We start from the raw sequence: 11,244 nt of genomic DNA, 5'->3' as shown, positions 1-11,244 counted from the left end.
TCCTTGTTGTGTTCGTACCAGGTACTTTTTTGCTGAAGCAATTATTACTCGATCGCGCTCTCACTAAAAAAATTGACATAATCAATATCCACGCCACCATCCGTATGACTACTCCCATTTCCGGTTCTTTCTGGATACTTCTCTTGCCCCATGCGATCATATGAAATCCAGCTAAACAGCAGAGCATGTTCCGGATAGAAACTAGTAAAGAAGATATTAGGTTGTTTAGCTGATTCTACCCGCATAAGCGGATTGATAAAGGAAACCCACTCATCTGGAAAGTTCAATACGCCATAAGATTTTTCTTGAAGGGACTCTTTTTTCTCCATCTGCACTTTTGAAAAATAATTCTCTTTACCATCCGAGATATGATATCCCCTATCCCTTACTAAATAGAACTGTACAGCATCTAATTGATCGTCGGGATGAATATTCCATACGAAGTAATACGTGGATGGATCTTTTTTATCAATCCTCCACAGAAGTGGTTCCCCACTTGTACTAATCGAACCAACCTTCCACTTTTGCTTAGCCTTTTGCCACACCCAATAACTAACACCATAATCACCCTTTTTCGAGATAAAGGGTACAAATACATGTTGTGCATCTACATAAATGCTGTCTTGAATCATATCTGCTTCTGCCTGTGGCATCGTATTATTAATCGTCTCTACCAATTGATCATTTGCTGGAAAAGAAGTCGGCTTCGAGAAATAAAACCAAGTAAGAACTGCAGACGCTAATAGAACAGCTAGTAATCCTGCAGCAAACAGCTTTCTTTTTTTCGTGGCCATTATTCCCCACCTCCCAGCACTGAATCTGCAGCGAGAAAATAAAGTTGCTGTTTCGGTGTCGTCAGTAAAATACCCCTGCCATCCTCTTCAATAAAAACAATCGTTTCGATGCCGCTTCCCCATTTTGCTGTAGTTCCAATTAATTGATAAGGAAACCGTTCCTTTTTTTTAGTAGATTCAGTGTCCATGTACGTTTCACTGTACCATTGGTCACTGTAGATTGTTTCCTGTTTCAATATAGGAAGTTGCCTTTGTATACTTTCCTTATTCAGGGTACGATCCTTGGCGGATGGATGCGTTTGAATAATCGCCGCATTGTCCATACCTGCGAGATAGGTGGATGGCTTATCTGCTGGGTAGATAGCATGATGGACGGGTACTGCAAGCAAAGTTGTAGCCAACATAATAAAGTTCGCCAAAAATCCTAACCAAGCAAAGGCTCGATAACGCTCCCACCGGCCTTCTTTTCTTTTCAAAACCCAATACAATAGCCATACACCGAGTGGTAAAATGGGAATCCTGGCAAGTCCATTTTCTAAATTCCAATTAAATGATAAAGAAACAAGACCTACAACGAGTACGACGATCACTTTCCATACCTTTGGCTTCATGGGAAGTTTTTTATATGTACGATAGGCTAACATTCCAATAACACCCCATGCTAAGATGCCAGCTATGATCGCTATGATGTCGATAGACACGTTTGCCATCGTTATTTACACCTCCGCTTTCAGTTAGTCTGTCTTTTGTGGAAAAACAAAGGGACTTTTAGTGGTAACCAATCAACACATCCAATTTTACCCTGTAACTGTTTTTCCTACAACTCTACCAAATCCCTAGTTATTTTCGTTTTGTAGGGAAACATGGACGGACGTTTAATAACACATAAATCCCCCTATATCAGTAACCTGACGTAGGGGGATTTGTTTACGTGCTTATCACGGCTGTACAACAGCTGGCTTATGCTGGATAGCTACTTCAAATGTTGTGAGTTCTGAGCCTAGGATTGGGCTATCTTCCGTCTTTTGTTCACTTTTCTGTGCATGCGCTTTGTTCGCTGCTCTACTCTCGAGCCATTTACCGAAAAATGTTTGGTCTTCCCATGTTGTACAAATTTTCAACTCATCATAATCGGGACTGTTATCTTTTTTCAACACCTGCATTAATATGAATCCTTCAAATGTATGAACGGATTTCGGTGTTTGAAAACGAGACAGAATTTCATCTACTCTTCCTTTTTTTATACGAATTGTGTTGACCGCTGTTATCATCATACGACTTCCTCCTTTGATGTTAAAGACTCCAAATACGTATAGACAGGCAATGCGGCTTCCCCGCCCACTTGTGCGTGGCGACTTAGCGTAATACCGTGCGGACCTGTTGCACGAATGGCATTTGGTTGAAGTTCAATCATTGCCTTTACAATCTGTAAATCACCAAGCATTGCAGCCGTGAAAATATCCATGCGTGCACCACGTTGCAATAACCATTCCGCGATTTCGCGATTCCCCGTATGTGCCGCTGCCCCAAGTCCACTTTCCCAGTCATTCCCTCCCCAATTGACAACTGCATGAATAAGCGCCGGCTCTTGGGTAACTAGTCTCTTCACTTCTCTCAAATCTCCATGCGCTGCAATCACAAAATCCCGTACTAACCCATTGTTTAATGGCTCTTTTTTCATGCATACTCTTCCTTTCGTATTCGAATTGGTGTGAAAAATAGTTTTCCATTGTCTTTATAGATATCCGCGTCGATTTCAAATATGGATTGAAACATTTCCCTACATAACACGCATTGTGGAATGCCATCGTATTGAACTTTGCCACCCTTTAGCACAATAAGTCGGTCACTATAGCGTGCTGCTTGGTTAATATCATGTAGTACCATGACCACCGTCATGCCAAATTGTTCATTTAATGCCTGGACTAGTTCCATCACTTCTAATTGGTGTGATATATCTAGAAACGTAGTCGGTTCATCTAGCAATAAAATCTTCGGTCGCTGGGCAATGGCCATCGCAATCCAAGCCCGTTGTCTTTCTCCACCAGAAAGTGATTGGAGCGGTCGATTTTTAAAACGTGTGAGTCTTGTAACATCCATTGCCCACTGAACAATGTCCTCATCTTCTTGTGTTAGCTTCCCATATGCTGCTCGATGAGGGTATCTGCCAAATTCAATGAGCTCTCCTACCGTTAAATCGAGTTGATGATCTTGCATTTGTGGCAACATCGCAAGTTTTTTAGCCACCTCTTGGCTTTTCATCGAGCCAATCATTTTGCCATCCAGGATTACTTCGCCACTTCTAGGGGTAATAAGACGTGAAATCAGGCGCAGAAAGGTTGATTTTCCAGAGCCATTTGGGCCTATTAAGCTAACGATTTCCCCTTCCGCTATGTGTAAATCAATGTCCTCTAAACGAAAGGAAGATGAATGCTCGTACGACACATTTTTAGTGAGAAGCAACAGAATCCCTCCTTCGTTGAATCATATACAAGAAAAATGGTCCGCCTAGAAAAGCCAATAAAATTCCAACTGGCAACTCGATTGGGTCAAATGCACTCCGGGCTACCGTATCCGCCATGACCACAAGCAAACCGCCCCCAAGCGCTGATGCAGGCAATAAATAGCGATAATCTCCGCCAATCATAATACGTAAGATATGCGGTACAACAAGGCCTATAAAGCCGATTAATCCCGCAACACTCACTGCAATTCCTGCAAGAAGTGTACTCAGAACGATAAGAAAAAAACGGCTTCTTTCGACATTGTGACCCAGCAATTTCGCTACTTCATCTCCAAGCCGTAAAATGCGAATATGTCGAATCGCATATAGCGAAAATACGAGCGCTGCAACCGCATAATAGATAATCATTTCAAACTGAATCCAACCAACTCCAGCAATCCCACCCGCTAACCAAGGAAGAACAGACTGCACGCGATCGCTATAGAGCAACATGAGCGCACTCATAAACGCACCAATTACGGCATTAATCGCGACGCCCACTAATATAATTCGGACTGGCGAAGTACCCCCTCTCCAAGACAACGAGTACACAACAAGCGCTGTAACAAGAGCCCCGAGAAAAGCTGCTAACGGTAAAAACATAATATAGGCCGGGAAGATAATCATAATGACCGTTGCCGCTAGTCCCGCACCCGAAGTTACGCCGATAATGCCAGGATCGGCTAATGGATTTTTCATTACCCCTTGTAAAATGGCCCCTGATACGGCAAGGCACATGCCTATAATCAAGCCGATTAATACCCGCGGGAAGCGTAATTCCCATACAATCCGTCTTGCCAAGGAATCATCGGAATGGAAAATCCCACTCCACACTTCACTTACCGTGAATGACACAGGTCCAATCATCAGACTGACTGTGCTTGCAATGAGTAGCAGAATACTAAAAGAGACAATGACCATTGTGCGTTTTTTCGCAAGTGGATGCGTAGTCTTAGCTACTTGTACCTCTACAGCTTCCACTTTATTTAACCGCCGCTAGACTTTCTTTCATCACTTTTAGTGCATCTATTACTTTCGTTCCCGGATTTGAACCGAATAAGTCTGAAGGGAGCACGACTACATTTCCACTTTTCACAGCATCAAGGTTTTTCCACGCCGCATTTTTCTCCATTTCACCTTCAAATGCAGCTTTCACTGCCTCCGGATCACCATGGGTAATGAGCATGACTAGTTCCGGGTTTCTTTCAATGATCTTTTCGACACTTAGACTCGCATATTGTGGGTAGTTTTCTTCCTGTGGAAAATCGGACGCAATATTTTCTCCACCCGCTTTTTCCAATAGGTCTCCTGTAAGTGAATTTGGAAGCGCTGCTAAATACGTACCAGGTGCCCCATAGACTAATAATGTTTTCACTGGCTCTATAGCTGATTTTCCAATCTCGTTCACTTTTTCCGTAATAGATGTATTGATCGCCTCTGCTTCTGTTTCTTTTTGGAATAACTGACCAAACAGTTGAATGGTTTCTTGAATATCTGCAATGGAATTCGCTTTTGTATAAACAACTTTCGTACCTTGTCGTTCCACATTTTCAGCGTGCTGTTTGAAGCTCATAGATGCAGCCAAAACGGATGGATGAACCTCCGCTATTTTTTCAAAGTTTGGCTGATGTGGATTACCAATTTCCGTAATTCCTTTTGCCGCTTCCGCAACAGGACCGCTAGCAGTTGGACGTCCTGTCACATTCGCATCTAATGCTAGTAAAATATCTAAATCACCTGAATTGAGAACTGCGATGGATTCCGGTGCTGTCTCAAACGTCATTTTTTCCCCTGAGGCATCTGTCACTTCAATAGTCGACGCTAGCTCTTTTTTCTCCTCTTCTTTCGGTGCCACTTCTTTCTCGGCTGTGTTGGTATCAGCCTTTGCACCACATGCCGCTAAAACGACCAACAGTAATACTGACATGCAAAGTAATACGATTCTCTTCATTTCCCAATCCCCTATCTATAATTGATAACCATTCTCAACGTTTCCCATTCTACTGATAATGATTATCATTGTCAACAAATAGTTTGAAAATAAAAAATAAGATGGTTCATTTTGTACTTCAAAAACCGCCCCATCCAAGGAGTTTCCTCGTGGATGGGGCGGTTTTTGAAATTTGCGCAGATATAAAAATGAAAAGTACCAGGTACCCAAAACGATTCAACTCGTAGCGGATACCTGGCACTATTTGTAATGGTCGTTTTAGATCCAATTCAAGACCTTGTCTTCTCACATGATGGAATACGTTTTATAGTTATTTCTCCCCCCCTCCTTTGCCCGATACAATGCCTTATCTGCAAATTCCATCAGCTTATGCTCCGTCTCTCCGTCTCTAGGATAAAAAGCAAGGCCTAAACTAGCAGTCATCTTAACTTTAAGCCCATTACTTTGCCAACGTTCTTGAAGCGAGATGATAATCCGTTCAGCAATGTCTATTGCATCTTGTTCTGCTTGTAAATCGGGAAGTACGACCATGAACTCGTCTCCCCCTTGTCTTGCAAAGGTAGCGCCCTCACTAAGTTCCCCTTGAACTCTTTGAACAAATTGTTTGAGAACCTCATCCCCCACATCATGACCAAACGTGTCATTAATCTGTTTAAAACCATCCATATCTAGATAAATCACTGCCATTTTCCGCTGATATTGAATGGCTTCTTCTAATGATTTCTTTAATATTTTTAGAAACAGTCTACGATTTGGTAAATCTGTCAACATATCATGATAGGCCATGTACGTTAACTTCTCTTCATACATTTTTCTTTCAGATATCTCTCTCGAAACGATGAGAAAATGTTCAAAGACTCCTTCTTTATCGAAAATCGGAGTGGCTCTCGCTTCCAACCACATCCAATTATCATTTGCATCTTTGCAACGTAATTCAACAGTTCCACCTTTTTTTGTATCGACCATCTTCTTAAATTGTATGTTCATTTGTTCAACATCATCTGCATGTATCAAGTCTCTCCCATCTTTCTGGCCATACACACCGATTGGAAAACCTAAGACAGCAAAATGAGAAGGGGAGGCATATTTACAAAATCCATTCCCATCGATAATACATACGAGATCCGTCATATTGTCTGTGATTAGCCGATACCGTTCTTCACTAAGTCGAAGCGCCTCTTCCACTTGTTTTCGTTCGGTGATATCCGTTCGTATAGACACATATTGGTAAGGCTTTCCATTACTGTTTAAGAAGGGCACAACGGTAGTATGAACCCAGTAAAAACTACCGTCTTTCGCTTTATTTCGAATTTCCCCTTTCCAAGTCTTTCCACGACCAATCGTTCGCCACATTTCTTTAAAAAATCCCTTCGGATGGTAGCCAGAATTTAAGATTTTATGATCTTTCCCCATTAATTCTTCCCTTGGGTACTTGGAGATTTCACAAAATTTATCATTCACGAATTGAATAATTCCTTTTTTGTTTGTGATAGCTAAAATAGAGGATTCATCTAAAGCTAGATTCACGTCCTCCAGTTTTTTTATCGAGTTTCGAAACGTTTGTTCAGTCTTTTTTCTTTTCGTTTCGTCACTAAATAGCACTAAAATCGATGGACTACCTTCATAATTGATAGGAACTGTTGTCAGTTCCACCTCAACTATTTCCCCATCATGGAGTTTGAGGTTCATCTCAACCGTTGAAGGCTCTCTTCCAGAGATTGCCAATCGCTGTTCAGCAATCGCGGAGGTATCCGTCGGTAGAAAATTATATATTGATTTCCCTACCACATTGTCTTCCCGTAAAATTTTCAAAGCGGATAGGTTCGTATAAAGAATTTGCCCATCACTAAAAATACCTATCCCCATTGGCGAAAAGGCGGCGATCTTCTGAAAACGTTCTTCACTTTCTATTCGTTTGGTAATATCCACACAAGAAGCAATCACCTCAACGACTTTTCCAGCCTTTCGAATAGGGCGGAGTGAAGCAAGATACCAAACACCATTGAGTTTCCCTTCGTAGCTGACGTTTTCTTCGCCTTCCCACGCCTTGCGGTAATAATAGGACTTTCTTTCAGCCTCATGAAATGGAAGTACCTCATAAAGGTCTCTTCCAATGAGTGTTTGCGGGCCAAGTCCTATTTTATTCAGCAATTCTCCAGAGCTAAGCGTATGAATGAATTTTCCATTTCGTTCAGTAAACTTGAAAATCATTCCTTGTTGCTGCCTGACCGTATCTTGCAACTCTTGGCGAGCATTTTCCAAGGCCTCTTCCAACCACTTTTGTCTACTTAACTCTTGTGGAATCCCCTCTTGTTTGGCGATTCGTTCTATTTTCTCAAAGTTTTGCACAAATTCTTCTGGCAATATAGGTTTGCTAAACAAAAAACCCTGCGCCTTATTGCATAGATGCTGTTGGAGAAAAACTAATTGTTCTTTTGTTTCCACACCTTCAGCCACAACGCTCAGTTTAAGCTGATGGGCCATTGCAATAATGGCCTTGGTAATCGTGGCATCCTTTGCATCCGAAGTGCAAACACGAACAAAAGATTTGTCTATCTTGATTTCATCAATCGGAAACTCCTTCAAATAGTGAAGAGAACTATAACCCGTTCCAAAGTCGTCCAGACTGAGTCGGACACCCATTCGTTTTAATTCTTTTACGATTGGAAGAACATGCTGAACGTCCATCATCATACTTTCTGTAATTTCAAGCTCCAAATATTCGGGAGCCAGTTTCGTTTCGCCGAGTACATCTTGAACCATTTGAACCAAATCTGTTTGATACAGTTGCCGGGCAGAAAGATTGACCGCGATTACGAATGGGGGGAGACCTGCTTCTTGCCAAATCCTATTTTGTTTACAGGCGGTTCGCAATACCCACTCACCAATCGGGATGATTAGCCCCGTTTCTTCGGCAATGGGTATGAAATCCAATGGAGGGATGATTCCTCTTTCAGGATGCTCCCATCGGATTAATGCCTCTACCCCTACAATTTTTCCTGTTACTACATCAACTTTTGGTTGATACGATAATCGAAACTGGTCCTTTTCAAGTGCTATCTTTATGCTCGTTTCTAATTGCGTCTCATACGCATTTTTTAAGTTCACTTTTGTAAGCCCCTGTCGCACCAGTCTTTTGTCCATATACGTGTAAGTTAGTCATCTGATCTAAACATTTTCAATTCCCCTTGGCTTTCCCTTACGAGAAGAAAGGTACCTTTTATATCGGCAACTAAGTGATACTTTTATCCACTATTACAAAATTTCGTTACCAAGACAATATACCTTTATAATTCCCACTATCAGTCTATTATATTACTTCCCTCGACAACATTCGACATTTATGATTGCTTTTTAGAAGTGTGTTAATTCGTAATAGTAGAGTTCTTGGATTTAGGACCCCTAAATAAATCAGTAAAACACCAACAACTACAGCTGCTTTCAGAAGGGGGAGGAGAGATTTATTTTCCGAATACAAAAAAACGGTCACATTTTTCTCAAAATGTAACCGTTTCTTATAATGACATCGACTGTCCATGCCTTGCTAAATACGCTTCTTTTTCTTTATAGTCTGGCATGATACTTCCAACACGTCTCCAAAATGATCGATCGTGATTCATATGGGTAATATGACAGAGTTCATGAATGATTACATAATCGATCACTTCAATGGGAGCCATTGCTAACCGATAGTTAAAGGTCAAATTTCTATCCGAACTACAGCTCCCCCACTTTATCCTAGACTCTATGATTTCAATCGTTTTAGGCTTTACTTTCAGCTGTTTTTGATATATTTTTATTCGTTCTCCTACAACCGCCTTACAGCTATTGATATAGAACTTCTTAAGATTTCGTTTAAGCATCTCTTCATCTAACTCATTAATCTCGATTAATTCATGAAGAAAACACTCTTTCCCTAAGTGTAAGAACTTTCCTTGCGTATGATACTCCCTTGCCTTAGGGGTTTCCCTGGCAACACCAATTGCATGGATTTTCTCTAGTATCCATTTCCCTTTGCTTTCTATTGCACTGACAATTAGTTCTTCACTTGTGCCTTTAGGTGCTTTAACCGTTATAAAACCAAACGGATCTATATGTATCGATAATTTCTTCCTATTTCCATACTGCACATTACATGTAATCATTTCATTTTCAATTTTAACTTTCAGTTCATTCCTTCTCCTTTCAAGTAGAAGAAGCCTCTATCTTAATGGTTTCTCCAAGTTTCATAATCGCTAACTTCTCACTAGCTAGCTTTCTATTTTCCCATTCAGCCAGCAATCGATCAAGTGCTTCCTTCGGTGTATCATCGGCTAATCGGTATGCACCATAATGCATCGGGATCATCACTTTTGAACGTGTATCGATGAAGGCTTTCACAGCGTCTTCCGGACTAACGTGCTGGGCAGCCATGAACCATTCCGGCTCATACGCACCAATCGGCATCAAGCAATAATCAATGGCGTACTTATCCCCGATATCACGAAATCCATTGAAATACCCACTATCTCCTGCGAAATAGATGGTTTGCCTTGCATCCTGAATCACCCATCCGCCCCAATGGGAGTGATTGGTATCTGTTAGCGTTCTTTTCGACCAATGTTGGGCTGGTACAAAGGCAATCGTTACCCCATTCAGTTGCTGCTCATCCCACCAGTTAAATTCCACAGTTTTGCGGAACCCTTTTCTTTGAAACCAATTCCCAAGTCCAATTGGGACCAAAAAGGTCGGATCACCTTTTAGCCTTTTAATAGAGGAATAGCTAAGATGGTCGTAATGGCTATGTGAAATGAGAACAACGTCGATGGGCGGTAAATCCCCTATTGGAAGTCCTGGGGGTGTTAGTCGTTTATCCGTACCCAGACGATTTGCCCAAACCGGATCTGTTAGGATGTTGAGTCCATTTAGTTGAATCAAAAAAGTGGAATGCCCAATCCATGTGATGGTCGGAATTATCCGGTTTCGTTGTAAAAATGCCTCTTCCGTTTTTTCTACCAACGGCACTTGGTATGATAAATCTTTCTGTTTGCTTTTACGTTCTTTTCGCCACTGTCGTAAATCTTTAAATGTAGCAAGTGCTGCACTTTTATCCGTATTTTCATAGCGCATCTTTTTCATAGATGGATACATACCTCGCTTGAATTTCTCTTATTTTAGATTAAATGCGTGACTGGCACTAAAAAACCTACATTCCCTCACATATGGTTTGCGATAACTTTTTTTAACTTCTCATCAAGATTCGGTAAATCTTGCGCTGTGACAGATAGTCTAATATGACTTTCATCCATTTCAAGTGCCTCTGCTAGAAAACTTCCTAGCCCCCTAACTTTTCGGTCAACTTGCAAAAGTAGTTCTGCAGATTGATCAGTTTGCGAAAGGAACACGACTTCTAATTCGTCTAGACGCCCACGGAAAGCACCACTTGTCGGAACAAATTCAAATTCCTGAACAAACGGATAGCGATGACGCATATTCCTAGAAGCCTGCTCACACTCCGCTTTTCGCAATTTAAATCCTAGTCGTTCCACTTCTCCTAAGATGCGTGCTGCAAGTTGGGTTGGGCGGATATCTATATAATCCCGATCTTCCGGGTCCACAGCGTTTTTAATAGCCAGGCCAGTTTCAACCCACACCTTGGTTTTCCCGTAGGTAATTGGCGTTTCAGCAGGTAGCTCCATAGAAAATGGAATCGATTTCGTTTCGTCCGGCCCAATTGAAATGGGTTCGTTAATCTTATGTTTAATTACTGTAGCGACATCAGTATATTTTTTATCATTCGACTCACGAATATAAGTCGTATATACCGTTAAATAAATAGAGTCAATTTGCTGCTCGATTTTGCCACCATATATTTCAACTTTCCCTGTCATCATATCACCAGCAGTATACTCCGACTTTTCCAATTTCGTATCTACCTTTGCTCCACCTATACCAAAACTTCCAAGTACTTTATTGAAAAATGACATGTGTAGACCTCCTCATTCATTTACGTTTGG

Annotated in this window: 11 protein-coding genes; all 11 read right to left on the bottom strand. The window is 41.3% G+C overall.

Annotated features, from left to right (window positions below):
* Positions 1-44: 44 nt before the first annotated feature.
* The gene (locus ACIQ0H_RS19635; RefSeq protein ID WP_403418633.1) at positions 45-794 is read right to left on the bottom strand and encodes a hypothetical protein; all 750 of its coding nucleotides are present in this window, start codon (positions 792-794) and stop codon (positions 45-47) included.
* Complete coding sequence (locus tag ACIQ0H_RS19630) at positions 794-1,504, bottom strand: hypothetical protein (RefSeq protein WP_403418631.1); 711 nt, start codon at positions 1,502-1,504, stop codon at positions 794-796. The genes ACIQ0H_RS19635 and ACIQ0H_RS19630 overlap by 1 nt, the downstream gene beginning before the upstream one ends.
* Positions 1,505-1,732: 228 nt before the next feature.
* A complete protein-coding gene (locus ACIQ0H_RS19625) occupies positions 1,733-2,068 on the bottom strand; it encodes an antibiotic biosynthesis monooxygenase (RefSeq protein WP_403418628.1) in 336 nt (111 codons plus the stop codon).
* The gene (locus ACIQ0H_RS19620; protein WP_403418625.1) at positions 2,065-2,475 is read right to left on the bottom strand and encodes an ankyrin repeat domain-containing protein; all 411 of its coding nucleotides are present in this window, start codon (positions 2,473-2,475) and stop codon (positions 2,065-2,067) included. The genes ACIQ0H_RS19625 and ACIQ0H_RS19620 overlap by 4 nt, the downstream gene beginning before the upstream one ends.
* Complete coding sequence (locus ACIQ0H_RS19615) at positions 2,472-3,257, bottom strand: ABC transporter ATP-binding protein (RefSeq protein WP_403418622.1); 786 nt, start codon at positions 3,255-3,257, stop codon at positions 2,472-2,474. Before ACIQ0H_RS19615 ends, ACIQ0H_RS19620 begins: the two co-directional genes overlap by 4 nt.
* On the bottom strand, positions 3,244-4,278 hold the full coding sequence (locus tag ACIQ0H_RS19610; protein ID WP_403418619.1) for a FecCD family ABC transporter permease: 1,035 nt from the start codon (positions 4,276-4,278) through the stop codon (positions 3,244-3,246). Before ACIQ0H_RS19610 ends, ACIQ0H_RS19615 begins: the two co-directional genes overlap by 14 nt.
* A 1-nt stretch (position 4,279) precedes the next feature.
* On the bottom strand, positions 4,280-5,248 hold the full coding sequence (locus ACIQ0H_RS19605; protein ID WP_403418616.1) for an ABC transporter substrate-binding protein: 969 nt from the start codon (positions 5,246-5,248) through the stop codon (positions 4,280-4,282).
* 285 nt (positions 5,249-5,533) lie between these two features.
* A complete protein-coding gene (locus ACIQ0H_RS19600; protein ID WP_403418613.1) occupies positions 5,534-8,356 on the bottom strand; it encodes an EAL domain-containing protein in 2,823 nt (940 codons plus the stop codon).
* A gap of 407 nt (positions 8,357-8,763) precedes the next feature.
* Positions 8,764-9,393: a M48 family metallopeptidase gene (locus ACIQ0H_RS19595; protein WP_403418610.1), complete on the bottom strand. Its 630-nt coding sequence runs from the start codon at positions 9,391-9,393 to the stop codon at positions 8,764-8,766.
* Between the two features lie 40 nt (positions 9,394-9,433).
* Positions 9,434-10,366, bottom strand: a complete 933-nt coding sequence (locus ACIQ0H_RS19590) for an MBL fold metallo-hydrolase (protein ID WP_403418607.1) — start codon at positions 10,364-10,366, stop codon at positions 9,434-9,436.
* Positions 10,367-10,443: 77 nt separating this feature from the next.
* Entirely contained in the window at positions 10,444-11,214 is a 771-nt protein-coding gene (locus ACIQ0H_RS19585; RefSeq protein ID WP_403418604.1) for a sporulation protein, read from the bottom strand.
* Positions 11,215-11,244 lie beyond the last annotated feature (30 nt).

It is taken from the genome of Sporosarcina sp. NPDC096371, from assembly GCF_044762865.1.
Lineage (GTDB): Bacteria > Bacillota > Bacilli > Bacillales_A > Planococcaceae > Sporosarcina.
Note: the sequence above shows the minus strand (reverse complement) of the source record. Positions and strands in the feature narration are given on the sequence as shown.